The following is a 24,163-nucleotide window of genomic DNA, read 5'->3' on the forward strand; positions in this document are numbered from 1 at the left end:
CCGGGTGACCATGCTCTTCACACTCCTTCGCCGGTACACCAGGCCCTATCGGGGCCATATGGTCGCCGTCGTCATGCTCCAGTTGGTCTCCGTGCTGGCCATCCTGTACCTCCCCAGCCTCAATGCCCGCATCATCGACGAGGGCGTGGCCACGGGGGACACCGATTACATTTGGCGCACCGGCGGGATCATGCTCCTGGTCGCGCTGGCCCAGATCGTCTCCGCGGTTTCGGCGGTGTACTTCGGTGCGCAGGCCTCGATGGGTTTGGGCCGTGACCTCCGATCTGGCGTGTACACCTCGGTGGACCGTTTCGGCGCCCAGGAAGTCACGCAATACGGCGCACCGACACTGATCACCCGCGGAACCAACGACGTGCACCAAGTCGAGATGCTGTTCCTCATGATCCTGAATTTCATGGTCACGCTGCCCCTGATGGTGATCGGCGGCGTCATCATGGCCGTTCAGGAGGACGCCGGGCTCTCGTGGCTCGTGCTCGCGGCGGCGATCGTGGTCGTGGTCCTGATGACTTTCCTGATTCGCCGCCTGGTCCCGCTGTTCTCGGTCATGCAGGGCAAGATCGACAGGATCAACGGCGTGCTGCGCGAGCAGATCATGGGCATCCGAGTGGTCCGGGCGTTCGTGAGGGAGCCGTACGAGACCCGACGCTTCGACTCGTCGAACCGCCAGGTCACCGACGTCTCGGTCACGATCGGACGCGTCTTCGTGCTCATGGGGCCGTTGCTGACGATCGTGCTGCACGGCGCCGAGGTGGCTGTTCTCTGGTTCGGAGGCCACCGGGTCGAGGCCGGCCAGGTCGAGATCGGTTCGTTGACCGCTTTTCTCCAGTACCTGATGCAGATCCTGCTCGCCGTGATGATGGGATCGTTCATGGACATGATGTTCCCGCGTGCGATCATCTGCGCGCGGCGCGTGGGTGATGTCCTCGAGACCGTTCCCGCCGTCGGGCCGCCCGAGCGCACCGTCCCGCCTCAGGAGCATCGCGGGGTCGTCGAGTTCCGGAATGTCGGTTTCCGTTATCCAGGGGCCGAGGACCCGGTGCTCTCCGGGCTGGATTTTCGCGCCGAACCGGGAACGACCACCGCGATCATCGGTTCGACCGGGGCCGGCAAGACCACGGCGCTGCACCTGATACCCAGGCTCCACGATGCGACCGAGGGGGCCGTTCTGCTCGACGGAACCGACGTTCGCGATCTCGACAAATCCGAGATCACGCGTCGGGTCGGCGTCGTGCCGCAGAAGCCATACCTCTTCTCGGGGACGGTCGCGAGCAACCTGCGCTTCGGCAATTCTGAGGCCACCGACGACGAGTTGTGGGAGGCGTTGCGCATCGCCCAGGCGGACGACTTCGTTCGCGACCGGGTCACGGGCGACGGCGATTCCCGCGCCGTCGGCCTGGATTCGGCCATCGCCCAAGGCGGCACCGATGTATCCGGTGGCCAGCGGCAACGTCTCTGCATCGCGCGCGCTTTGGTGGCCGACCCCCTCGTGTACCTCTTTGACGACTCCTTCTCGGCCCTCGACGTCGCGACCGATGCCAGGCTCCGCGAAGCGCTGCGCCCGGTGACGTCGAACGCGACGCTCGTCATCGTCGCGCAACGCGTCTCGACCATCACCGAGGCCGATCAGATCCTCGTGATCGACGCCGGCCACGTCATCGCGCGGGGAACCCACCAGGAGCTCCTGGAGGAGTCGCCGACCTACCGGGAGATTGTGGAATCCCAGCTCTCCGCAGAGGAGACGTCATGAGCGAAAACCCTGTGGGACCCGAGCCCACGCCGGCCAAGGCGTTCTGGCCCACCGCTCTCCGCCTCGTCCGCGAGCTCGGCCGGCACCCCTGGCAGATGGTCATCATGACCGCCCTGCTCGTGGGCTCGGTCGTCCTCAACGTGATCGCGCCCAGGGTGCTGGGTCGCGCCATGGATCTGCTCTTCGCCGGGGTCATCGGGGCCGACATGCCTGCAGGGACCAACCCGGACGACGTCGTGAGCGGGCTCCGGGAGCAGGGCAAGGGCCAGATGGCGGACATGCTGACCGCGGTGGACTTCGTGCCCGGTCGCGGCATCGACTTTCCGGAGCTCGGCACGACACTCTGCATCGTGCTCGGCATGTATGTTCTTTCGGGTATATTTCTCTGGATCCAGGGGCGCATGCTCAACGACATCGTGATGCACGTGGTCTACGACATGAGGCGCCGGGTCGAGGCCAAGATCAACAATCTGCCGCTGAGCTACTTCGACACCCACTCGCGCGGAGACATTCTCTCCCGGACGACGAATGACGTCGACAACGTGCAGCAGGCCCTCCAACAGGCCCTGGCCAGCCTGTTTGCCGCCGTCATGATGGTCATCGGCGTGGCGGTCATGATGTTTGTGCTCTCGTGGCAGCTGGCGCTGGTGGCTCTGGTTGCGATCCCGATTTCGGCCCTGGTGGTCGGGATCATCGGCAAACGCAGCCAGCAACTGTACGCGGCCCAGTGGAAGTCCACGGGCGAGCTCAACAGCCACATCGAGGAGTCCTTCACGGGCCATGACCTCATCACGGTGTACGGCCGCACCGAGGACATGGACAGAATTTTCGATGACCACAATGAGAAGGTCTATCGCGCCTCGTTCAAGGCACAGTTCCTCTCCGGGGCGATGATGCCGATCATGCAGTTCGTCTCCTACCTCGGCTATGTCGGAATTGCCGTGCTGGGCGGGCTCAAGGTCGCGAGCGGTCAGTTGAGTCTGGGCGGCGCCACGGCATTCATCCAGTACTCGCGCGAATTCAACCAGCCCCTGGGCGAGATCGCGGGCATGGCCAACATGCTCCAGTCAGGCGTCGCGAGCGCGGAACGCCTGTACGAGGTCCTCGACGAGCGGGAGCAGGTTCCGGACCGTCCCGGAACGGAGAACGAGCACACAGGACGCGCGGGCGGCCACATCGAGTTCTCCCACGTGGGCTTCTCCTACGTGCCCGATCGGGACCTGATCCGGGACCTGAGCCTCACGGCGGCCCCTGGGCAGACGGTCGCTATTGTGGGCCCCACGGGGGCCGGCAAGACCACGTTGGTCAACCTCATCATGCGGTTCTATGACATCGATTCCGGATCCATTCTCCTCGACGGCGTCGACACCCGGGAGATGAGCCGACATCGCCTTCGTGCCGCAACGGGGATGGTGCTCCAGGACGCCGTGCTCTTCGAGGGATCGATCATGGAGAACATCCGTTATGGACGCCTCGACGCCACGGACGAGGAGGTCATCGACGCGGCGAAGGCGACCTATGTGGATCGCTTTGTCCATGCCCTTCCCGAGGGGTACGAGACCGTGATCGACCAAGAAGGCGGCACGGTCTCTGCGGGAGAGCGACAGTTGATCACCATCGCCCGGGCGTTCATCGCCGATCCGTCGGTCCTGATTCTGGACGAGGCCACGTCCTCGGTGGACACACGGACCGAGCTCCTGGTTCAGCAGGCCATGTCGGTCTTGCGCGCTTCCCGTACCTCGTTCGTGATTGCGCACCGTCTCTCGACCATCCGGGACGCGGACACCATCGTGGTCATGGAAGGCGGACGCATCGTGGAACAGGGCGATCATGCGCAGCTCATCTCCCGGCGGGGTGCGTACCATGCGCTCTACGAGGCCCAGTTCGCCATGCCCGACGTCGCCGTGGACGATCCCACGGAGGAGCACGGGTCCGCGTAGACGAAACGGCACTGTCAGCCCCTGCGGGTCTTCTCCGTGGTGTCCTGCTCGGGCAACGGCCCGGGCGATGTGTCCCCACGCAACCGCTTGATCACGTTCTCGGCGGAGATCAGGCACATGGGCAGTCCGACGCCGGGGGCCGTGGTCGAGCCCGCGTAATACAGGCCTTGGACTTTGCGGCAGGCGTTGGACCCGCGGAGGAAGGCCGACTGGCCCAATGTGTGGGCCAGGCCCAGCGCGTTGCCCCGCCATGCGTGGTACTCGGTTTCGAAGTCACCTGGGCCAGCAGTGTGACGAGAGACGATGCGTTCGGCGAGGTCGGGTATGCCGGTCCGGCGACCGATCAGATCGATCACCTGATCGACGATCCTCTCCACTGTGGGCTCCCCGGACGCCGGACCGTCGGAGCGGGCCGGGACCGGGATCAGCACGAAGAGATTCTCCTTGCCGGCGGGTGCGACCGACGGGTCAGTCGCCGAAGGCCGGCACACGTACACCGATTCGGAATGGCTGCCCCGGGCCGGACCGGTGGAACCGGACCCCGCCCCGAAGATCGCGCGGAAGTCGGGGTCCCAGTCCTTGCTGAACACCAGGGTGTGGTGGGCCAGTTGGGGCAATTCCCCGTCGACCCCCAGGTAGGCCAGAACGCATCCGATACCGGGGTTTCTGAGCTTCCACGTGTTTTCGGGGCGCGACCGGAGCCCGCGCGGCAGAAGGGACGTCTCGGTGTGGTGCAGGTCGGCGGCCGAGACGACGACGTCCGCCGCCTCATTCCGCTCCTGGCCGTCGGCACCCCTGACGCGGACTCCGTTGGCTCGGGCCGAGGGGCTCCCCCGCCGGGCCGCGGTTTTGCGCCGGCGTCCTGCGGAGCCTCGAGGCCGGTCCGTGGGCACCGTGTCGATCCCCAGGACTTCCGTCCCGGTCCGGATCTCGACGCCGGCCTCCTCGGCCAGCCGGACGAGAGAATCGATGAAGGTCCCGAACCCGCCTTGCGGGTACAGGACCCCTTGGACCAGGTCAGTGTGGCTCATGAGCCCATACATCGCCGGGGTCTTCCGGGGCTGGTTCGACAGGAAGACGGCCGGGTAGGTCAGGATCTGCCGAAGTCGCGGATCCTTGAACCGCCGGGACACGGCACCGTGCATGGATCCGAGCAGCAGAGTCATCAGCCGGGGAACCCGGCGCAGAATCTCGGGGTCGAGGGCGAATCGTGGCGTGGAAAACGTGGTGTACAGGAACTTCGCGACCGCGAGCCGGTAGGTTTCGGCGGCTTCCGAGAGGTACTTCTTCAGCCTCGCTCCGGCACCGGGTTCGATGCTCTCGAAGAGTTCGACGGCCGCGTCCTCCCCGGAGACGACGTCGACGGGTTCGTGGTCCCCGGAGTACACGCGGTACGCCGGATCGTTGAGCGGCACGAGGTCGAGCTCGCGGTCGGCGGACGTACCAAGAAGCCGGTAGAAATGCTCGAAAGCGTCCGGCATCAGATACCAGGAGGGGCCGCGGTCCCAGCGGAAACCGTCCGCCCGGAGGGTTCCGGCACGGCCGCCGACCACGCTGTTCTTCTCCCAGACGGTCACCGCGTAGCCTTCTCGGGCCAGCAGGATCGACGTCGCCAGCCCGGCGACGCCGCCACCGACCACGGCGGCCCGCGGGGCCCGGTTCGTTGTCTCGCCGTGTCGTCGGTCAGAGACCACGGTTCGTCTCCTTCCGAGGGGTCCTGGATTCGATGATGGCCCGAGCCAAGATCCTGGCTTTGGCCCCGTCGGGGACCCGCACCCTCCGGCTCCTCAGCTCGACGAGCGGGGTCCGCGCGAGCCGCCGCACGAGATCGTCGAAGAGCAGGTAGGCCGCGGTGACACCCGTACGGGATGACGCAGGCAGCCTGGGCAGGGAGCGCCGGGCGATATCGAGATCGTTGCGGATGTCCTCGAGTGCCGCGTCCTTGTCCTCTTCGGATTCGAGCCCCAGATAGTCGCGACCCAGTTCCTCACGGTCCTCGGCCAGGTCGCGCAGGAAGTTGATCTTCTGGAATGCCGCTCCCAGGTGCCGTGCTCCGTCGACGAGCGTGCGGTGCTCGTCGCCCCTCTTGTCCCGGCCCGCCAGGAAGATGTCCAGGCACATGAGCCCGACGACTTCGGCCGAACCGTAGATGTAGTCGTCCAGTTCGCCGTCGGTGTAGGTCTCCTTGTCGGTGTCCGCCCGCATGGAACGGAAGAACGCGCGGATGTGCTGGGGCTGGATTGCGCAGACTCGGACCGTGTCGGAGAAGGCCTGGATCACGGGGTTGGCCGAGAAGCCGGTCTCGATGGCTTGCGTAATGTCGGACTCGAATCGGTCCAATTCGGCGGCGATCTGGTCGGGGTTCATGCCGGCCTCGGCGGCCGGCCCATCGACGATCTCGTCGGCGACCCGGACGACGGCGTAGAGATCCCGCACCCGGGATCGCACAGGCCGGCCCAGGAGCCGCGTCGCTTGCCCGAACGACGTCGAGTACTTGCCGATCACGCGCGTCGAGACCGAGTGGCAGGTTGCGGTGTATCTGCTGAGATCACCCATGTGCTTGTCCTTCCGACCGGTGGGATGCGCCGGCGGTTTGTGGTTCTGTCTTGTGCGTTCGGGTACCGACTAGGCCCCCATAAGCGGAGGAAGCACCACGAGCATTCCCAGGCTCCACACCAGGTGCAGAGCAATGGGCGAATGGAGTCGGCGCGTCGTGCGCGCCTCGACGTATGTTGCGCCCCCGATAACCAGTGCCGCGAAAACCAGGAGGGGCACTCCCATCGCCACCGTCACGGCCGCATAGAGCACGACCGAGCTGATCGCGATGAGACGCGGGCTGCCCTCGATGCTGTGCGGGACGACGTCGCGGAAGAAGAGCTCTTCGGCCACACCGTTGACCGCCGTGGTGAGGATCGTGAGCACCAGCGGACCTTGGTGGACGTTTTCGAGGAGCGCCCCGACCGGGTCGGCGAGGACCGGGATGGGGCGGACCACTAGGGCACCGAGCGCGAAGACCGCCAGAAGCACCAGTCCGATCCCTGCGCCGCGCAACAGGCCTCGTGCCCGTCCGGGGCCGTCGAGTCCCCGGTACCTCCCGCGTTCGGCGAGGGACAGCGTCCGACTCGGTCCGAGCAGCCAGACGGTCACGTAGACGGCCGCCGTGAAGAACGTGGCGACGTAGAACAGGACCGACCCCTTGCCCGAGAGGGACGCGGTGAGCAACCCTGCGGCACCCAACGCGGCAGGGAGCAGCACGATGAGTGCGCGCGTGGTCCAGGGGCTGGCAACGGTGGGCATATTTGTCAGTATTCCACGCTCTGACCAGGCAATAAACTGATGCTCAGAGGAACCACGAGAGGAGAATCCATGAGCAAGGAAAACAAGGAGCACCGACTCGGACTGGTCACTGGGGCAACCGGCTACGTCGGCAGTCACGTGGTCACCGAGCTGCTGGAACGAGGATGGGCGGTCCGCACGCTCTCGCGCAGCCGCGACAAGGCATTGTCGATGACCTGGGGCGACCGCATCGTCCCACCCGGATCGCGGGCGACCCCGGGGCACGTCGAGGTGATCGAAGGAGACGCCTCCCGGAAGGAGGACGTCCAACGGGCCCTGTCCGGCACGGACGCCGCCTGGTATCTCCTGCATTCCATGTCCTCGGGCGACGATTTCATGGAGGACGAGAAACGCATGGCCGAAGCCTTCGGTTCCGCGGCCCGGGAGGAAGGCGTCGGCCGTATCGTCTTCCTCGGGGGCCTCCACCCGGAAGGAGGCGACCTGTCGGAGCACCTCGCCTCCCGGGTGGCGGTCGGCGAGATTCTGATGAATTCGGGCGTGCCCACGGCGGCCCTTCAGGCGGGGGTGGTCCTGGGAGACAAGTCCTCGTCCTTCCAGATGCTCCGCCATCTCTCCGAGCGTCTGCCCGGCGCGATAGGCCCCGCGTGGATCAAGCACAGGATCACCCCGATCTCGGTCCGGGACGCGGTCTTCTATCTGGCCAGCGCCGCGGACTTGCCAGCCGAACAGAACCGCACCTTCGATATCGGCGGCCCGGATACCCTGCCCTACATCGACATGATGAAACGCTACGCAAGGACCTGGGGGAAGATCCCCCGCGTCGTCGTGACGGCCCCCGTGACCACACCGAACCTGGCCTCGTACTGGATTTCCGGGGTGACCGGGGTCGACCGGTCGCTGATCAGCCCGCTGATCTCGAGTCTCCTGCACGACACGGTTCTGAAGGAGAGGGATCTCGAGACACTCGTCGGCACTCCCCCAGGTGGCAACCAGTCCTTCGAGGACGCCGTCCGGGACGCGGTCGAGAGTTCCGAGACCCGGCGTTGGACGAAGGTCTTCACCGGCGTCTCCGTGGGAGTCGGAGCGTGCGCCGTCGTCGGCTCCGTGCTCACCCAGCCGAAGAACGCCTGGTACAAGAGTCTTGACCTGCCCTCGTGGCAGCCACCGGCCCTCGCATTTCCCTTGGTCTGGACCACGCTTTACGCCGATATTGCCGCTACGAATGCCCTGGCGATCGCGGACCTTGCCGAAAGCGGCGACCGTCCCTCGGCTCGCAAGCATGCGACGGCGCTGGCGGCGAATCTCGTGCTCAATGCGGGCTGGTGCGGCATGTTCTTCCGGAGCAGGAAACCCGCGCTCTCGACACTATGGGCCGCCGGACTCACGGCGAGCTCGGTTGACCTGGTGCGTCGCGTCCACCGAACCGCCCCGGAACGCGGCTTCCTGTTGGCTCCGTACGCCGCGTGGACGGGCTTCGCGACCGTGCTCAATGCTGCGATCGCCCGCAGAAATCGCCGCTGAACCCAATCCAGGGGCGGTGAGGACCGCCGAAAAAGCCCGTGGGGCACCGGCTCGCTGCCAGTGCCCCACGGGCGGGTGGGATGCGCTCCGGACGATCAGTGTCCGGGTCTGTGGTTCTCGTTTCGGTGGAACAGCGTTCCGCGTTCGCTGATCATCGTTCCGACCATGATCGCCGCCCAGATGACGACGGTCCATGGAACGAAGAACGCGAATTTCGGAACCAGAACCGTGGCCCCGATAACGATCACTGCGGCGGCCGCGGTAACCACCGCCATCATGACGATGACCGCTTGCTTGCCGCCTCTGTCATTTTCTGTGTATCCCATGTCCAGCTCCCCGAAGGATTCGGCGTCTTCACTGGTCACGATACTCTTTTATGTGTTCTGCGCCACACCCCCCCTGCTCCTGTGCGGGATCAGTGCAGGCCGGGGCCGGTCCGCGTGTGGCCGGGGCCGGTCTGCGTGTGACCCGGAGCCAGAAGGCGGATGGGGACTCAGTCGCCTTCGTAGGCGCAGATGGCATCGACCTTGGCCGCCGAGGAGGAATTGGGGTCGAATTCAAGCCCCAGCCATTCCTTGACCAGCGTGCGCGCCAGCTCGAGGCCAATCACGCGCTCGCCCATGCACAGCACCTGGGCGTTGTTCGAGAGGACCGAGCGCTGAACGGAATAGATGTCGTGTGCCGTGACGGCGCGAATTCCCTTGACCTTGTTGGCAGAAATCGCGACGCCGAGTCCCGTCCCACAGATCAGGAGAGCCCGGTCCGCTTCTCCTCCGCTGACCTTTTCGCCTGCGGCGGTGGCCACATTGGGGTAGTACGTGTCGTCATCCGTGCCGGTCACGCCGACATCGATAACCTCGTCGACTCGCTCATCGGCCTCGAGATCAGCCTTGAGCGCTTCCTTGTAGTTGAAGCCGGCGTTGTCTCCGCCGACGACGATTTTCAGACCCATCATGTGCTCCTTTCCTCACGTGGCATAACCCGTGGGCGGCCACGAATATTTCTGTCCTGATCACGAGCCTACTGGAGTCTCGACGTCGTCGATCCAGGCTGCCCGCATTCCGAGAAACGCCGATCTTCATGACGTGACCCCATTGCAACGGGTCGCATACGGTCGCGCTGGGTCAGAGGGGTTGGCGGTTGCCCGATCCGGTGGCGATTACCGGCCCGAACCGGGCGCGACGGACACGACAGACGCTTCGCTCAGGTGGTGGTTACCCGATCCGGTGGCGATTACCGGGCCAATGTGGGGGTTAAGGCACCACCTAACGGCGGAAAACAGCTCTCATTCGGGTAACCGGCGCCTATTGGATTGGGGCGGACGACGTCGACAGCCCCGCACCCCGCCCCGCTGGACTGCACAAGGCTGCCCCGTCGCCCTGGTCACGGCGCGCCAACCACACCCCCGCCCCGGCGCCATGTATGACATCGGGGCGGGCGCGTCGGCCGGTACGGAATAGTATCGGTGAGGCATCTATCAGGAAGGACAACCGTTCATGGCCGAATACCCCGCATATGCAGAACCCCTCGAGATCCGCTGGTCCGACCAGGACCTGATGGGACACGTCAACAATGCCCGCGTACTGACCCTGGTGGAGGAAGCGCGCATCATGTGGTTGCAGTCCATTGACCATTGGAGCCGCGAGGTCAACCCGACCGTCGTCGTCCGGACGGAGATCAATTACCGCTCTCCCGTGCATTACGGGCCGGAGCTTGTGATCGAGCTCGGCGTGGGTCACGTCGGAAGTACGTCCTACACGATCACGTTCCGTGGCATCCAGGACGACGCCGTGGTCTTCGACGGGCTGAACGTGCTGGTCGGCGTCGACCCCGAAAATCTCCGACCCCGCAAGCTCCACGACCAGGAGCGCGACCTCTTGGGCCGCTACGGAACCTTTGACCCGGAGCGACCGACCGACCTGTCCGCCGAACCCGTGGCCCACTGACTTTCGGCGCGGACTTTCGGCGCGTCGGACACGACGGGACATCACGCGAAATTGTGTGCTGAATCACTAGGGCGTAGGGTTTTTCTACAAAATCCAGCGGCAATACCGCCCACCCGACCATGACGAGGACCCCATGCTCGAAGGACTCCGTGCCACCACCGGTGACGACTACCCCCTGAACATGACTTCGCTCTTGCGGTACGCCGCAACGACCTTTCCTGACAACGAAATCGCATACCGCGATCTGAACGGGTCGTGGAACCGGACGAACTATCGTGAGGAATACGCCCGCGTGAGCAAGATGGCGGGCGCGCTCTCACGCTTGGGAGTGGGCGCCGGAGACATGGTCGGGGTTCTCGATTGGAACTCTCGACGCCATCTGGAGCTCTACTTCGCCGTTCCCGGGCTCGCGGCCACGATGCTGCAACTCAACCTGAGGCTGGCCTCGGAGGATCTCGGATACGTCATCGAGCATTCGCAGGCGTCGTGGGTCTGCGTCGACGAGTCGTTGCTTCCCGTGGCCGAGGCCCACCGTGACGCCCCGGGAGTCAAGGGGTGGATCGTCCTTTCGGACAAGCCCTCGGAGCAGATCGAGACCACCCTGCCGAACGTCGTCTTCCTCGAGGAGCTCATGAAGGACGAGCCGGAGGACTACCCGTTCGAATGGGTCGAGGAGAAGACCGCGGCCTACGCCGGGTACACCACCGGAACCACAGGCCGACCCAAGGGAATTCTCTATTCCCACCGGGCCATGTACCTGCATTCGATGACGGTGATCAGTTCGGAGAACCTGAATTACAACGAGACCGTCATGCTCGTGACCCCGATGTTCCACGTGATGTGCTGGGGCTTCCCGCAGGCTGCGGTCGGCGCGGCGGCCAAGATCGTTCTTCCCGGGCGCTGGCAGGCGCAGGACATCGGGGTGCTCGCCGATGCCCTCGCTGAGGAGCACGTGACCCTCGCGAATGGGGCACCGTCGATTCTCACTCCGATGCTCGAATACTATCGGTCGTTGCCGGCCCCTCCGGATCTCACGGACCTCCGCATCGTCTGCGGGGCCAGTGAACCTCCGCTGTCGCTCATGCAGGGTTTCAAGGAGCTCACAGGGGGCGAGATCATCCACGCATACGGCGCGTCGGAGACCTCGCCGATGGCCACGAGCAACGGCGACTTTCCCCACATGCTCCCCGACATGTCGGAGGAGGAAGCATGGGATCTGAAACGGTACCAAGGCCTCCCGATGCTTGGCGTCGACATCAAAATCGCCGACTTGGACGGCAACCCCCAGCCCCACGACGGCGAGTCGGCCGGCGAGTTGCTCATTCGTGGACCGTGGGTGGCGACGTCGTACTACAACAGACCCGACTCCGAGGACAGCTTCGAGGACGGGTGGTGGCGCTCTGGCGACGCCGGGGTCATCTGCGAAAACGGCTATCTCAAGCTGACCGACCGCCTCAAGGACGTCATCAAGTCGGGAGGCGAGTGGATCTCGTCGATCGACATGGAGAACGCGATCCTCGACAACTCGCGGGTCGCGGAGGCCGCCGTCATCGGTGTTCCCGATCCGAAGTGGGAGGAACGACCGGTCGCCTACGTGGTGCCGAAGGAGGGGCAGGACCTGACCGAGGACAGCGTCATGGATTTGCTGGCCCAAAGGTTCGCCAAATGGCAATTGCCGGAGAAGATCATCGTCTCGGCCGAGCTCCCCCGGACCTCCGTGGGCAAGTTGAACAAGCGCCAGATGCGCGAGGACTACACCTCCGAGCATTCGAACTGAGAGTTTTCCCTCCGGTTTCTGAGGTTCTTGGAGACCTCTGCACAGACGAATCTCAGCCTCGATCCCTAGAGTCGTAACTACCTCATAGGTGCGAGTGATTGACGGAAAGCGGCCCCCGGATTCTTCCGGGGGCCGCTTTTCATGCTCGGGAGCGCTCTGGGTCAACCGTTCGAGATCGCCCCGGTACGGTTCTCGGCGTCCGCCACCGATTCCCCGCCCAGGGGAACGCCCTTCCGGGCGCCGCCCGCCAGGTCGATCACGAGTCCGACAATGGCTGCGACGAAGGTCGGCAGGAACCAGCCGAGGTCCTGCGCATGGCCTGGCGACCACCCAATCAGCGGAGAGATGACCCCTGTGCCCACGTTGAGGGACTCCAGGGTCATCAGAGCAGCCCAGATGCTGGCCACGATCAGCGCGCACACGAAAGTCCATTGGAGGCGGCGCCGGACCAGCGGCTCCAGCAGGGTCAGCAGGATCAGAGTGATGGCCGGCGGGTACAGGAACCCGACAATCGGGGCGGCGATGGCCAGCACCGTTTCGAGCCCCGTCGTGGAGACGGCGAAGGAGATCAGGCAGAAGATCACCAACCACGCCCGGTAGGAAACCTGAGGCACCATCTTGTTGAAGAATTCGGAAGTCGCGCCCAGAAGTCCCACGGCCGTGGACAGGCAGGCGAGCACCACGATCAGACCGAAAACGATGCCTCCCGGGATGCCCATGGTCTGCTGAGCGGCCTCGGCCAGCAGTGCGGCGCCGTCGGAGTACTCCGAGCCCTTGGGGATGATGTTTCCGACGTAGCCGAGACCCAGGTAGATCGCTGCCAGGAAGATACCGGCGACGACGGCCGACAAACCGACGCCGCGCACGAGCTTGGGTCCGGCGGGAATCCCCTTGTACTTCAGGGCAGAGACCACCAGGATGCCGAAGGCCAGGGCCGCAATCGAGTCCATGGTCAGGTAACCATTGACGAAGCCTGTCGAGGCGGGATGGCCGGCGTAGTCGTCCACGGCCGGCCCCGGGCGGTGGTCGATCGTGAAGATGCCGAGGAGGATCAGGAGCACGAGCAGGACCAACAGGACCGGGGTGAGGTACTTCCCGAGTTTGTCGGCCAGTCCGTTGGGGTTGAGCGACATGAGGAAGGCAACGATGAAGAAGCCGGCCGAGAATGCGGCTGCCGCCCAGGTCGAATGCCATCCGAGCAGCGGGGTGGCCGCCGAGGAGAAGCTCACGGTGGCGGTTCGGGGCAACGCGTAGAACGCACCGATGGACAGGTAGGCCAGGATCGGGAAGACGAGCCCGAAGATCCGACCGCCTCGCCGGGCGAGATCCTGGACGTCATTGCCCGTGACGGCCACGGCGATGACGGCCAGCACGGGAAGCAGAACTCCCGTACTGATGAACCCGAGAATCGCGGGCCAGAAGTTTTCGCCCGATTCAACGCCCGTGATCGGCGGGATGATCAGATTTCCCGCCCCGAAAAACATGGAGAACAGCATCATCGCCGCGATGGCGATGGAGATCCCGTGCCGGGACTTGTGCGGGGCCTTCTGTGCCATAAGCGGCCACATTCCTTCGTGCGATTGATGTTTTCAAGGGCAAGTCCACAGATGACAGCGTCTCGCCAGTTGCCAGAGTACTCTGCGTGAACCCGGGTCCACGAGAATACCCCTGTCGTGGGCCGAATCGTGACCGTGTACCGCCTATCGAGACAGCAGTCTGAGGCACCCTTGCCGACAGGTCCGACCCGGACGAAGGTGGACGGTGGATCGAGATGTCAGGGGAAGGATGCAATCATGACGCGACTTGCAGTAGCAGGGGCGACCGGTGCCATGGGAAAGCTCATTGTGCAGGCGGCCGAGGAGGACGGTTTCACCGTGGTTCCCCTCAGCCGGTCCCAGGGCGTCGACCTGTTGTCGGCCGATGGCTTGGACGCCAAGCTCGAAGGAGTCTCGGCGGTGATCGACGCATCTCAAGTCGTCAGCCCCGTCGCAGAGGATCCGGTGGCCCCGATCCTGAAGGGGGCAGACAACCTGGTCGGAGCCAGCCGCTCCGCCGGCGTGGATCGTCTGATCATGCTTTCGATCAACGGTGTCCAGGACGAAGGCCTCAGACAGTTCCCGTTCTACGATGCTCGTTCTCGACAGGAAGAGGTTGTGGCCGATTCCGGGCTCGCGCACACTATTGTTCGCAGTTCTCAGTGGTTCGAATTCGCTCTCAACCCGGCTGCGGTCGTCGAGGAAGACGACGTCGTTCGGGCACAGAATTGGCAGATCCAGCCGGCGGCCGCACTGAGCGTGGCTCGGTATGTGGTGCGGGCGGCCACGGGCGAGCATGGCGACGGCGTCGTCACCGTCTGCGGACCGGATCGCATGCGGCTTCCCGAACTGACCGAGGCGGTGCTGCGCCACCGGGGAGATGAACGACCCGTGACCATCGAGTCGGCACCGTTGCCCGGCATGGACAATGGGAGCCTCCTTGCCCCGGCCGACGCAGATCTTGTGGGGCCAGCCCTCGGGGAATGGCTCGACGCCCAAAACCAGAGGACCCCGGGGCGCCCGTTGTGAGGAACTTGTGAGACGATTGCCGATCTTTGAGGAGGCTCTCTGAAGCCCCCGTTCAGCTCGGCTTCCTATATTGGTGAGTACCTCATAGGTGCGAGTGATTGACGAGAAACGGCCCCCGGTTCGACGACCGGGGGCCGTTTTTCATGAGCGGACGGGCCCAAGCGGCCTTGTTACCGCAAGGGCGGCGGGCCACCGGGTGACCCGCCGCACCGGGCGGTTGCCTACTCTGGGTCGTTGCCTGCTCCGCGCTATGGCCTGCTCCGCGCCGGCCGCGCGGAGAGCCCAGGACTCGTCATAGAGCCGGCCTCCGGCGAGGGCCGTAAGGATGGCCTCGGGTCAGCCGAAGAACCCGCCTCCGCGGCGCCTGCCGCCCCGGCGCGACGTGCCGAACAAGCCTCGGACCAGTTCCCTGCCGACCTGTGATGCGACATTCGTCCCGACGCGCATCATGGCGTCATTGCGCTTGCGACGGTCCTTGTCCTCGTTCTTGCCTTTCCCGGCCTCTTCCTCGGCCTTGCCCTCTGATTCCTTGTCTTTCGCATCCTGGGGCTTCGCTGATTCTTCCGAGGCCTGCTTCTCCTTCTGTTCTTCCTGCTCATTGAGCTTTTCGAAGGCCGAATAGGAATCGATGGTCTCGGCGTACTTCGGAGCGAGTTCGCTGTTGTCCGTGATGCTCTGCACCGTTTCCGGGGCCGCGGGCGCCATGCGCGACTGCGGCGCGTACATCCGGGTCCAAACGACCGGCGACGGCGCCCCCGTGTCGGTCATGACCGTCACTACGGCTTCCCCGATTCCCGCGGAGGTCAGCAACGACTCGAGATCGTAGTCCGACTTCGGGAAGGTCGAGACTGTGGCTTTGAGAGCCTTGGCGTCCTCCGGGGTGAAAGCACGCAGAGCATGCTGGACCCTGTTGGCGAGCTGGCCGAGGACATCCCCCGGGACGTCCTTGGGAGTCTGGGTGATGAAGAAGATTCCCACACCCTTGGAGCGGATCAAGCGAACGGTCTGGGTAATGGACTCGAGGAACGCCTTGGAGGCACCGTTGAACAGCAGGTGTGCCTCGTCGAGGAAGAACACGAGTTTTGGCTTGTCGACGTCGCCGACTTCAGGAAGCTCTTCGAAGAGGTCCGCCAGGAGCCACATGAGGAATGTTGAAAAAAGCTGGGGCTTGGACTGCAGCTCGGAGAGTTCCAGCGCCGAAATGACACCGCGCCCGTCTTCGGCCGTGCGCAACAGTTCCTCTGTCTCGAACTGCGGTTCGCCGAAGAACTTGTCCATCCCGTCGGCTTCCAGGCCGACGATCTTCCGGAGAATGACCCCGGCCGTGGCCTTGGAGAGACCACCCAGGTCCGCAAGAGCTTCTTTTCCTTCGTCAGACGTGAGGAATTGGATCACGGCGCGGAGGTCGGCGAGGTTGTACAGCTCGAGCTCGTGCTGGTCGGCGTAGTGAAAGACGAGTTGCAGGCTCGATTCCTGGGTTTCATTGAGATCCATGACCCGGGACAGCAGGATCGGGCCGAATGAGTGGATCGTCGCGCGAATCGGGACGCCCGTCCCCTCACCCCCGAGGGAATAGAACTCGGTCGGGAATGACGTTGCTTCCCACTTCTGCCCGATGGCCGCATTCCGGGCGTCCAGCTTCTCGCTGTTTTCGCCCTTCTCAGCCAGGCCGGACAAATCGCCCTTGACGTCCGCCAGGAAAACCGGGACACCGTTCGAAGACAGTTGCTCGGCCATGGATTGGAGGGTCTTGGTCTTGCCCGTACCGGTGGCACCGGCGACGAGACCGTGCCGATTCATCATCGACATGGGGAGACTTACCGGGACGTCGGGCTGGGGCTCACCCTCGCTCATGGCGACGCCGAGGTCCACGGTTTCCCCCGAGAATTTGTATCCGTCCGCAATTTTCTTGAGCTGTTCGTCAGTAGCCATGTCCCATACGTTACCCATCACAGGCCTTCCAACAGGGGCATCGGAAGAATTTGTGGATATCGGATCGAGCTGGCCCTGTCCCCCGCCACCCCGCCGTGACCAGCAGCGACGTAACGATCCGAGGCAGTTAGGCTGTGAGGACGGGCGCTCGTCGTCCCGCACCGACCGTCCGACCGGCAACCGACCGAGTTCAGGAGACAGCCGTGAAAAACAAGTCCGACGTATTCCTGGTCTGCCTGTGCGTGCTCGGCATCGCATTCGTCGCCGAGCTCATCATGACGACCGTGGGCGGCGTCAACCCATGGATTCTCGTGATCATCGTGGTCCTCGCCGTACCGGCATCGATCCTGCTGGTCCGGTGGAAGAACCGCAGGGAGTGACCCTTTCCGTACGCCGTCCGATGTCGATCCCTCACACGTCGGACGAATGACGACGCCCTCGCGCCATATCGGCGTGCCACGTGGTTGCGCGTGACCTCCGCCTTCGCCACCTCGAACCGGTACATGTCGAGGAGGCAGATGCACGCCGGGAGCAAGGCGGAACGGCGCCAACCCATGTGCGACGCCGCCCCACCTCAGCCTCGGGCCCACGAGTGTCCGTCTCTTCTCTGAGCCGGACGATGGAATGAGGAGGGACCGTGACCCGAGGCCTCTCCGGCTCGTGGCCGAAGACCCCTGGGCAACCAGCAACCGGTGTTGTCGACCGATCGCCGTCGCCCGCTGATTTCATCAATGTGCTCACAGATTATCCGATCCAAGCCACCGCAGACCGCCTCTGAGGGATCGCGTAGGCTCCTCATCCCGCCCCCGTGGACACGTTCAGGACGGATGGATCATCGAGACCGTCGTCGCCGCGGAGGACCGCAGGAGGCACCGTATTCGCCAATCCACTTGCGCAAACCTTCTGGCTCTCGGGGTGGCACGATGCGGCGAGGACGAGTGACCGGCCCCGACGACGGCGACCCATCGAGAGCCTGGTCCCGCCCGCTCGACCAATCCGAGTGGGCAAGATCACTTAAAAAGTGTAGTTTCAACTCCTCCCGCGAATCCTCTTAAGGTAATTTTGACAAGAACTATTCCCCCTAGTCCCACCTGAGGTCCACCATGAGCACCACCGAGTCAGCCACCATGACCCGCACCGAGCGACTCGACCGCCTGCAGGTCTCCTCGAAGCACGTGCGTCTCCTGGGCGGGTCGGGGGTCGGATGGGCCCTCGATGCCATGGACGTGGGCCTGATTTCCTTCGTGATGGCCGCCCTCGTGGCCCACTGGGACCTGAGCGCCACGGAATCCTCCTGGCTCGGGTCGATCGGTTTCGCCGGAATGGCCCTCGGAGCGTCACTGGGCGGCCTTCTGGCCGACAAATTCGGACGTCGCAAGATCTTCGCGTTGACCCTCTTGGTGTACGGCTTGGCCACCGGGGCCTCAACCCTGTCCGCCGGCTTGGGGATGCTGCTGGCGCTGCGCTTCGTCGTCGGGCTCGGACTGGGGGCGGAACTGCCCGTCGCCTCGACTCTCATCTCGGAGTTCTCCCCACGATCGATCCGCGGTCGAATGGTGGTTCTCCTCGAGGCATTCTGGGCCATCGGCTGGATTGCGGCCGCCGTGATCGGAACATTCGTGGTCACGGCATCGCCGGAAGGTTGGCGGTGGGCCCTCGCACTCGGTTGTGTCCCTGCCGCCTACGCCCTCATCGTGCGCTTCGCTTTTCCCGAATCCGTCCGGTATCTGGAGTCCAAGGGCCGTCACGGCGAAGCCGAGCGAATCGTGACATCGTTCGAGGAAGCCGCTCCCCTCCGCCCCATTCGTTCGGACTCGCCCGCCCCTCCGGTCCAAGGACACCAGGGCACCGAGGCGGTCGATACTTCCGAGTCGATCTGGTCCCCTCGCATGCGGCGACGGACCATTGCCCTCTGGACGATCTGGTTCTGCATCAACCTGTCCTACTACGGGGCATTCATCTGGATCCCGTCCCTACTGCATGCTCAGGGCTTCACCTTGGTGCAATCCTTCGGATTCACCCTCGTCATGACCGTCGCCCAGATCCCGGGATATGCGCTGGCCGCCTACCTGATCGAAGTCTGGGGCCGCCGGGCGACGCTCTCCGCATTCCTGGCCGGCTCGGCCATAGCCGCCGTCTGCTACGGCGCGTCAAGCGCCGAATGGTCGATTGTGATGTCAGGGTGCTTCCTCTCCTTGTGCAATCTCGGTGCGTGGGGCGCGCTGTACGCCATCGGCCCCGAGCTCTACCCGACACCCATTCGCGGCACAGGCACGGGTGCGGCCGCAGGATTCGGGCGGATCGCGTCGATCGTCGCCCCTCTCATCGTTCCGCCGTTGATAGCCATCGGCGGCACAGGAATCCTGTTCGGAGTCTTCGCGGGAGCTTTCGCGATCGCCGGCATTGCCGCGCTGAGCCTCCCCGAGGCCAAGGGGCGGGCGTTGACGTAGCGATTCGTTGGCCGCGGGCGGATGGTCCCGGTGCGAGCCGTCCGACGACGTCGAACACCGGGCGGCGCGGCGCGAAGAAGGCCGCGTTAACGAGCTGAGCCGGAGCACCGTATCAACGATGCTCCGGCTCAGGTCCCATGTGGCGGAGGATGGGGGATTTGAACCCCCGAGGGCGTGAACCCAACACGCGTTCCAGGCGTGCGCCATAGGCCGCTAGGCGAATCCTCCAGGCGTTGCTTCGTCCCGTTGTTAACGGGATCTCACGAAAGCGAACGGATTCGAGCTTACACAAGCATGATCCACGGTGACAACTCAGGAACCCCGAAGGTGGCGCACAACACGGCGCCGCCGTGTGACAGCCTCACATCGGCTGGGCTAAGCTAGTACGAGCCCCTCGCGTGGCGTCATCCTGAAAAACTCCCCCAGGGCCGGAAGGCAGCAAGGGTATTTGGGCTCTGGCGGGTGCGCGAGGGGTCTTTTCGCATCGAGGCACGTCCGCCCCTCCTGGGTCCCTGTCGCTCCGCAGGCTGCAACCTTCCCACGCACGGCCGTCACCGCTGTCCCGCCCTCACCGAGGCCGAGACTCCACGTGTCTTCCCAGGCCCGCTAGGCCGCCGCGTGGTCGTCGTGTCCGGACCTTTTGTCCACAGGAACGGTCTCGCTTCTTAAAGTGTCAGTCGGAACAAGTAGGGTTTCCTATGTGAGCACAGCCCTGTACCGCCGTTATCGACCCGAGACGTTCGAGGACGTCATCGGGCAAGAACACGTGACCAACCCCCTCATGACAGCGTTGCAGAAGAATCGCGTGAATCACGCCTATCTCTTCTCAGGCCCCCGAGGATGCGGCAAGACCACGTCGGCTCGGATTCTGGCGCGCTGCCTCAATTGCGAGCAAGGCCCCACGGCACACCCGTGCGGGACCTGCGAATCTTGTGTGGATCTGTCGAGGGACGGGGCAGGATCCCTCGATGTCATCGAGATGGATGCGGCCTCGCACGGCGGCGTCGACCACGCGCGCGATCTGCGTGAGCGAGCCACCTTTGCTCCAGTCCGAGATCGCTACAAGATCTTCATCATCGACGAAGCCCACATGGTCACGCGAGAAGGCTTCAACGCGCTGCTCAAGATCGTCGAAGAGCCGCCGGAACACATCAAGTTCATTTTCGCGACCACCGAGCCCAATAAGGTCCTCGGGACCATCCGCTCCCGGACCCACCACTATCCTTTCCGGCTGGTCGCGCCGGAGGTTCTCCGCGGATACCTGAATCATCTGTGCGACGAAGAAGGCATCCGTGTGGACCAGGGCGTTCTCCCCCTGGTTGTTCGCGCGGGTGGCGGATCCGTCCGCGATTCGCTGTCCGTCCTCGACCAGTTGATGGCCGGGGCTTCGGCCGAAGGTATTTCCTACGACCTCGCCGTGGCGCTCCTCGGATTCACCCACGCGGAGCTGCTGGACGGTGTTGTGGACGCTTTCGCGGCGGGGGACTCGCCCGCCGTCTTCCACGCCGTGGACCGAGTCGTTCAGACCGGCCAGGATCCGCGTCGGTTCGTTGAGGACCTGCTCGAAAGGTTCCGGGACCTGATTATCGTCAAGGCCGTTCCGGACTCCGCAGCCCAGATCTTGCACGGCATGCCGGAGGACCAGATCGATCGCATGCGCGGGCAGGCCAACCAGCTCGGCGCATCGGAGCTCTCCCGCTCCGCTGACATCGCCAACACGGCACTGACCGAGATGACAGGGGCGACGAGCCCCCAGCTTCATCTCGAGCTCTTGTGCGCCAGAATTCTCCTCCCGACCGCGGACGACTCGTCACGCGGGGTCAACGCGCGGGTCGATCGCCTCGAGCGCCGCATCAACATGGGATCCGTCGGCGCGGTTCAAGCACCCCTGCAATCGGACCCGGCTGCGGTCACGACCCCGGAGACCCCCGCCGAACACGTCGCCGCTCAAACGGACGAGAGCAATGCACCCGGCGATGCATCGCAGGGCACCCCGGGGCAGTCCGCTCGCCAAGCCGCGCTCTCCCTCGCCCGGAAGAACCGGGACTCCGATCGAAACCCGGAGACCGCCCCGGACGGTTCCACCCCGTCGGAGGGTGCCCGCTCCGAACCATCGGACGACGCCAGGACGACAGAAGCCCCGGAGCCGGACGGAGGCTCCGAACCGACGAGCACTGCGCCCGGCACCACGACGGCGGAAGCCCCCGGAGCCCAACCGACGGCGACGTCGGAAGGATCTCACGCCGATATCTCGATGCCCCCGGAACCAGACGGGGCGGATCCTTCACAGCGTGACCAAACGCCCGAGGTCACGTCCGGGGACACCGCGGCGTCGCAGCCCTCTCCCGACGCGGGTCAGGTCAATCTCATCGAACGATCATGGGCCGATATCGTCGCCGCGGTCGGGAACTACTCCAAAGTCGGCAAAGCAACCTTCCGCGAATGCCGCCCGACCCGTTTCGACGGCGGCGTCCTGTACGTCGCTTCCTCGGGTCCCGGCATCGAGAGCCGCGTTGAGCGATTCGCCTCCGCTCTGAGCAACGCGGTCCGGGACACGCTCGGCCTGGAATGCACCGTCGCCCTCGACAACGGCTCCCCCGGCCCCGGCGGGAGCGGACCTGGAGGAAACGGTCCCCGCCAGGGCGGCTCCGGAAGCCAGAATCTTGGAGACGCCGCTCAGCCCGGCACCTCGTCGAACCCGAGCGGCGCCCCCGACGATTGGCCTGGTGAGGACGCATGGACCGATGCTGCCCGCCGCGCGCAGTCCTCACCGTCACCGGTCGATGCCCCGACCGCGAATTCGGCCCGCCCCGCCGACACCGGCGCGGCAGGGGACACTGCGATTCCCGAGGGCGATCGCGGTGGGGAAGAAGCCTGGCAGAAACACGGCATTCCTCGCTCATCTCAGGACGAGGACCGCGAGCCCGACTGGTCGGAGGATTCGTCCGGCGAATCCTTCGACGGATGGAAAGTGGCCAGGATTCCCGGCGACGAGACCACGCCCGAAGCGGAGACCCAGGAAGATCCCGGTGCTGAATTCGGGAACCTTCCGGGGAATACGGCTTCCCACCTGCGTGTTGTGCCCGAGGATGCAGGAGCCGAGCCGGACGGTTCAGGCTACGAGGACTCCGGTTCCTCCACGCCGGAGCCCGAAGGGGACACCGGAAATGCCCCTTCGGCATCAACCGGCGGATCGACGTCGAACAACCAGGATGCGAACGATGCGGCATCGACCCCCCCGGCGCCCGCCCCTGCCCCGGCGCAGGAGGCGTCCGAGTCCTCGGGTCAGGGCCAGGAACGACTGTCCTCCCACGACTGGTCCGTCGCGGCCAGACAAGCCGGCGCCCCCAGCGCTCCCTTGGACGGGAAGGACTGCGGCTGGGGCTATTCCGGACCGAAGGGCGCCGCCAATGCCAGCGAGCATCCTTCCATGTGGGGGCAGAGGGCCCCGCACCTCACGGAGGTCACGGGAGGAGCTGCACAAGCCACGGATCAGGACGTCGCCGCGGAGCCCCAGCAGCCGGGGCCGGGCCACGAGAAATCTCGTCACCTTCACGCCGTGCGAGATGATGAACAGGCCAACGACCAGCAAAACAACGCCCCGGTCGACCCGGGCGCACCCGAGCCTCCGGATGACGAGTGGGAGAACTTCGTCCCTTCCCCGCACGACGAAGACATCGAGGATTCCTCGGTCTTCGGCCAGGCGGCCATCGAAACGATATTGGGCGGTCGTGTCCTCGAAGAACGGCCGCACCACCAGGGGTAGCACTACCGTTTGAAACCACGCGGGCGCCGATACGGCGATGCCCAGGAGGAGCACAGACTCTTGTACCAAGGAGCAGTTCAGGACTTGATCGACGAACTCGGGCGTCTGCCCGGCGTCGGCCCCAAGTCGGCCCAACGCATTGCTTTCTACATCCTCAATTCGCCCACGGACGAGATGGAGAAACTGGCATCGGCCATCACGACCGTCAAGACCAAGGTGTCCTTCTGCGAGATCTGCGGGAACATCTCCGAGACCCCCAAGTGCTCGATCTGTCGTGACACACGCCGGGACTCCTCACTCATCTGCGTCGTCGAAGAGCCCAAGGATGTCTCTGCCATCGAGCGCACCGGCAGCTTCACCGGCCGGTACCACGTCCTCGGTGGCTCCATCAATCCGATGCAGGGTATCGGCCCCGAGCGTCTCCGCATCCGCGAGCTCGTGACCCGACTGGCCGACGAAGAGGTCCAGGAGATCATCCTCGCCATGGACCCCAATCTCGAGGGCGAGGCCACGGCAACCTACCTGTCACGCATGCTCACCCCGATCGGCATCACCGTGTCCCGTCTGGCCTCGGGTTTGCCCGTGGGAGGAGACCTCGAATACGCCGACGAAATCACCCTCGGACGCGCCATGGAAGGGCGCCGGGTACTCACCGCGGGGCAACGGCACCACGCCGCAGATGAGCCGGACGACGAAAACACCGATCATGACGGCACAACGGATGAGAACCGCGCCTCGGTCGAGAACGTGCCCGACGGCGACGCAGGGGAACCCGAGGGCGCCGCGACGAAGACAGGGCGCTCGGAGGCAGATCCTTCAGCCGGTGACCGACCCGGCGACCTCGATAACCCGGAGGGGCTGGGACGCCCCGAGGTTCCGGGCTCCGAGGACAGCACCCGAGAAGGACCGATCCAGGCTCCGGCCCAACAACCCGTCCAGCCGGCCGACCCGAACCGCAGGTACCCCACTCCGCGACGAGGCGAAAAATTCGCCAACCCCTGGGCCGACTGACGGCCGCTCCCGGAGCGCATGACTCACAGTGACTCAGATCCCATATATGACGCGGAGTGCGACCAATAATCCGAAACCGTGTCACATAGTGGAATTCCCGACTCAATTGAGCACCGGACAACCCCAGCGGATAGTGTGATACGCGGTCAGGATTCGCACGAATCCGGCCCCGAACGGCCCTCGCGACCGAT

17 protein-coding genes, 1 tRNA gene and 1 other RNA gene are annotated in these 24,163 nt (G+C 64.9%); 11 read left to right on the forward strand and 8 right to left on the reverse strand.

The features are described 5' to 3' along the window. The first annotated feature begins 10 nt into the window (after nt 1-10). The gene (locus tag AB0Y14_RS05970) at nt 11-1,768 is read left to right on the forward strand and encodes an ABC transporter ATP-binding protein (RefSeq protein ID WP_436588276.1); all 1,758 of its coding nucleotides are present in this window, start codon (nt 11-13) and stop codon (nt 1,766-1,768) included. Continuing rightward, nucleotides 1,765-3,708 carry an ABC transporter ATP-binding protein gene (locus AB0Y14_RS05975; RefSeq protein WP_436588277.1) on the forward strand — a complete coding sequence of 648 codons (1,944 nt, stop codon included), beginning with the start codon at nt 1,765-1,767 and terminating at the stop codon, nt 3,706-3,708. The genes AB0Y14_RS05970 and AB0Y14_RS05975 overlap by 4 nt, the downstream gene beginning before the upstream one ends. 14 nt (nt 3,709-3,722) lie before the next feature. Here AB0Y14_RS05975 and crtI read toward each other — a convergent pair whose 3' ends face one another. The 3 genes from crtI to AB0Y14_RS05990 all read right to left on the reverse strand — a co-directional run bounded on the left by crtI (nt 3,723) and on the right by AB0Y14_RS05990 (nt 7,005). Continuing rightward, nucleotides 3,723-5,402, reverse strand: coding sequence for a phytoene desaturase family protein (crtI, locus tag AB0Y14_RS05980; protein WP_436588278.1), 1,680 nt, complete (start codon nt 5,400-5,402; stop codon nt 3,723-3,725). Further along, nucleotides 5,392-6,264 carry a phytoene/squalene synthase family protein gene (locus tag AB0Y14_RS05985; RefSeq protein ID WP_436588279.1) on the reverse strand — a complete coding sequence of 291 codons (873 nt, stop codon included), beginning with the start codon at nt 6,262-6,264 and terminating at the stop codon, nt 5,392-5,394. Before AB0Y14_RS05985 ends, crtI begins: the two co-directional genes overlap by 11 nt. Before the next feature lie 69 nt (nt 6,265-6,333). Next, a complete protein-coding gene (locus AB0Y14_RS05990; protein WP_436588280.1) occupies nt 6,334-7,005 on the reverse strand; it encodes a CPBP family intramembrane glutamic endopeptidase in 672 nt (223 codons plus the stop codon). A 69-nt stretch (nt 7,006-7,074) separates the two neighbouring features. Between AB0Y14_RS05990 and AB0Y14_RS05995 the strand changes: the two genes are divergently transcribed. Continuing rightward, nucleotides 7,075-8,526 carry a tryptophan-rich sensory protein gene (locus AB0Y14_RS05995; RefSeq protein WP_436588281.1) on the forward strand — a complete coding sequence of 484 codons (1,452 nt, stop codon included), beginning with the start codon at nt 7,075-7,077 and terminating at the stop codon, nt 8,524-8,526. A gap of 95 nt (nt 8,527-8,621) precedes the next feature. Here AB0Y14_RS05995 and AB0Y14_RS06000 read toward each other — a convergent pair whose 3' ends face one another. Together AB0Y14_RS06000 and AB0Y14_RS06005 are read right to left on the reverse strand one after the other, a co-directional pair. Continuing rightward, on the reverse strand, nt 8,622-8,891 hold the full coding sequence (locus tag AB0Y14_RS06000; protein WP_436588282.1) for a hypothetical protein: 270 nt from the start codon (nt 8,889-8,891) through the stop codon (nt 8,622-8,624). Between the two features lie 128 nt (nt 8,892-9,019). Beyond that, the gene (locus tag AB0Y14_RS06005; protein ID WP_436588834.1) at nt 9,020-9,478 is read right to left on the reverse strand and encodes a ribose-5-phosphate isomerase; all 459 of its coding nucleotides are present in this window, start codon (nt 9,476-9,478) and stop codon (nt 9,020-9,022) included. A gap of 544 nt (nt 9,479-10,022) precedes the next feature. On the opposite strand from AB0Y14_RS06005, the gene AB0Y14_RS06010 reads away from it, so the two are divergent. Both AB0Y14_RS06010 and AB0Y14_RS06015 read left to right on the forward strand, forming a co-directional pair. Then, nucleotides 10,023-10,472: an acyl-CoA thioesterase gene (locus AB0Y14_RS06010; RefSeq protein ID WP_436588283.1), complete on the forward strand. Its 450-nt coding sequence runs from the start codon at nt 10,023-10,025 to the stop codon at nt 10,470-10,472. A 133-nt stretch (nt 10,473-10,605) separates the two neighbouring features. After that, complete coding sequence (locus tag AB0Y14_RS06015) at nt 10,606-12,249, forward strand: long-chain-fatty-acid--CoA ligase (RefSeq protein ID WP_436588284.1); 1,644 nt, start codon at nt 10,606-10,608, stop codon at nt 12,247-12,249. Nucleotides 12,250-12,410: 161 nt separating this feature from the next. On the opposite strand, the gene brnQ is transcribed toward AB0Y14_RS06015, so the two are convergent. Further along, entirely contained in the window at nt 12,411-13,805 is a 1,395-nt protein-coding gene (gene brnQ, locus AB0Y14_RS06020; protein WP_436588285.1) for a branched-chain amino acid transport system II carrier protein, read from the reverse strand. A gap of 237 nt (nt 13,806-14,042) precedes the next feature. Here brnQ and AB0Y14_RS06025 point away from each other — a divergent pair, with 237 nt between their 5' ends. Then, nucleotides 14,043-14,813 (forward strand): SDR family oxidoreductase, encoded by a 771-nt coding sequence (locus tag AB0Y14_RS06025; protein WP_436588286.1) that lies wholly within the window; start codon nt 14,043-14,045, stop codon nt 14,811-14,813. 336 nt (nt 14,814-15,149) lie between these two features. Here the strand turns inward: AB0Y14_RS06025 and AB0Y14_RS06030 are convergent, their stop codons facing one another. Continuing rightward, nucleotides 15,150-16,745, reverse strand: coding sequence for a helicase HerA-like domain-containing protein (locus AB0Y14_RS06030; protein ID WP_436588287.1), 1,596 nt, complete (start codon nt 16,743-16,745; stop codon nt 15,150-15,152). A 203-nt stretch (nt 16,746-16,948) separates the two neighbouring features. Here AB0Y14_RS06030 and AB0Y14_RS06035 point away from each other — a divergent pair, with 203 nt between their 5' ends. Further along, complete coding sequence (locus AB0Y14_RS06035; protein WP_436588288.1) at nt 16,949-17,125, forward strand: hypothetical protein; 177 nt, start codon at nt 16,949-16,951, stop codon at nt 17,123-17,125. Nucleotides 17,126-17,848: 723 nt separating this feature from the next. Beyond that, a complete protein-coding gene (locus AB0Y14_RS06040) occupies nt 17,849-19,195 on the forward strand; it encodes an MFS transporter (protein WP_436588289.1) in 1,347 nt (448 codons plus the stop codon). A 140-nt stretch (nt 19,196-19,335) separates the two neighbouring features. Here AB0Y14_RS06040 and AB0Y14_RS06045 read toward each other — a convergent pair. Beyond that, nucleotides 19,336-19,423, reverse strand: a tRNA-Ser gene (locus AB0Y14_RS06045). Nucleotides 19,424-19,583: 160 nt separating this feature from the next. Here AB0Y14_RS06045 and ffs point away from each other — a divergent pair. From ffs to recR, 3 genes are all read left to right on the forward strand, one after another. Beyond that, nucleotides 19,584-19,674, forward strand: an RNA gene (ffs, locus tag AB0Y14_RS06050) — signal recognition particle sRNA small type. A 221-nt stretch (nt 19,675-19,895) separates the two neighbouring features. Next, nucleotides 19,896-22,961, forward strand: a complete 3,066-nt coding sequence (locus AB0Y14_RS06055) for a DNA polymerase III subunit gamma and tau (RefSeq protein WP_436588290.1) — start codon at nt 19,896-19,898, stop codon at nt 22,959-22,961. Between the two features lie 60 nt (nt 22,962-23,021). Continuing rightward, nucleotides 23,022-23,972 (forward strand): recombination mediator RecR, encoded by a 951-nt coding sequence (gene recR / locus AB0Y14_RS06060; protein ID WP_436588291.1) that lies wholly within the window; start codon nt 23,022-23,024, stop codon nt 23,970-23,972. Nucleotides 23,973-24,163: the final 191 nt, after the last annotated feature.

It is taken from the genome of Rothia sp. HC945, assembly GCF_051370785.1.
GTDB lineage: Bacteria > Actinomycetota > Actinomycetes > Actinomycetales > Micrococcaceae > Rothia.

What these genes read in the sequence shown, in the direction of transcription:
- AB0Y14_RS06015 (WP_436588284.1), top strand. Translation starts at nt 10,606, where the DNA reads ATGCTCGAAGGACTCCGTGCCACCACCGGTGACGACTACCCCCTGAAC.
- AB0Y14_RS05985 (WP_436588279.1), bottom strand. Translation starts at nt 6,264, where the DNA reads ATGGGTGATCTCAGCAGATACACCGCAACCTGCCACTCGGTCTCGACG.
- AB0Y14_RS06030 (WP_436588287.1), bottom strand. Translation starts at nt 16,745, where the DNA reads ATGGCTACTGACGAACAGCTCAAGAAAATTGCGGACGGATACAAATTC.
- AB0Y14_RS05990 (WP_436588280.1), bottom strand. Translation starts at nt 7,005, where the DNA reads ATGCCCACCGTTGCCAGCCCCTGGACCACGCGCGCACTCATCGTGCTG.
- AB0Y14_RS05975 (WP_436588277.1), top strand. Translation starts at nt 1,765, where the DNA reads ATGAGCGAAAACCCTGTGGGACCCGAGCCCACGCCGGCCAAGGCGTTC.
- AB0Y14_RS06040 (WP_436588289.1), top strand. Translation starts at nt 17,849, where the DNA reads ATGAGCACCACCGAGTCAGCCACCATGACCCGCACCGAGCGACTCGAC.
- AB0Y14_RS05970 (WP_436588276.1), top strand. Translation starts at nt 11, where the DNA reads ATGCTCTTCACACTCCTTCGCCGGTACACCAGGCCCTATCGGGGCCAT.
- AB0Y14_RS06010 (WP_436588283.1), top strand. Translation starts at nt 10,023, where the DNA reads ATGGCCGAATACCCCGCATATGCAGAACCCCTCGAGATCCGCTGGTCC.
- AB0Y14_RS06025 (WP_436588286.1), top strand. Translation starts at nt 14,043, where the DNA reads ATGACGCGACTTGCAGTAGCAGGGGCGACCGGTGCCATGGGAAAGCTC.
- AB0Y14_RS06005 (WP_436588834.1), bottom strand. Translation starts at nt 9,478, where the DNA reads ATGGGTCTGAAAATCGTCGTCGGCGGAGACAACGCCGGCTTCAACTAC.
- brnQ (WP_436588285.1), bottom strand. Translation starts at nt 13,805, where the DNA reads ATGGCACAGAAGGCCCCGCACAAGTCCCGGCACGGGATCTCCATCGCC.
- AB0Y14_RS05995 (WP_436588281.1), top strand. Translation starts at nt 7,075, where the DNA reads ATGAGCAAGGAAAACAAGGAGCACCGACTCGGACTGGTCACTGGGGCA.